Genomic DNA, 688 nt, shown 5'->3' on the forward strand with positions numbered 1-688 from the left:
CCAGCAGGCAACTCATATGGGAAAATGACATAACGTCCGATCCAGTCCGCTATCACCATAACGCCTGCCCCTAACAATGCCGCTAATGGTAACTGCCGCTCAAGCTTGACCGCCCCAAGTGAGGTAGCTAAATGCGGCACCATTAAGCCAATAAAACTCAAGGGTCCGACTGCAAGCGTACTGGCTGTACTCAGTGCGGCTACTAATACTAATAGTGAAAAGGTGACTGGTGTGATTGCCACACCTAGATTACGAGCCACTCCTGTCCCTAAACCAAGGACACGCAAGGGTTTGATAATCAATGAGCTAAGTACCAATAAAATAAGCGCAAGACCCATGAGATACCAGACGGTATTAGGCTGGGCGCTATAGGTCGTGCCTGATAACCAGCTGAGCATCGCCTCTAGACGCGGGTCGCCTGATAGCTTGACCATGTGCATGACCCCATCCATCATGGCGGCAATCCCAATACCGACCAATAACAGATAGCCTGAGCTGACTCTACGTGCCAGCCAAATGACCAACAGCAATACCGCCATCGCACCTGATAGTCCTGAAATCAGTAACGTACCTGCTCCAGCGGATAGTCCTAAACTTGGCAATAATAAAAACCCTAAAATCACCCCAAGCGCCGCGCCTGAGCTCACACCTAAAACCTCAGGACTGGCCATAGGGTTGCGAGTTAGAG

General features: G+C 50.6%; 1 protein-coding gene. It reads right to left on the reverse strand.

The genetic code is table 11. The features are described from left to right. A partial coding sequence (locus ACS8FC_RS17800; RefSeq protein ID WP_439297771.1) for an iron chelate uptake ABC transporter family permease subunit occupies window positions 1-688 on the reverse strand: 688 nt, incomplete at both ends.

The organism is Psychrobacter sp. 1Y4 (assembly GCF_051847555.1).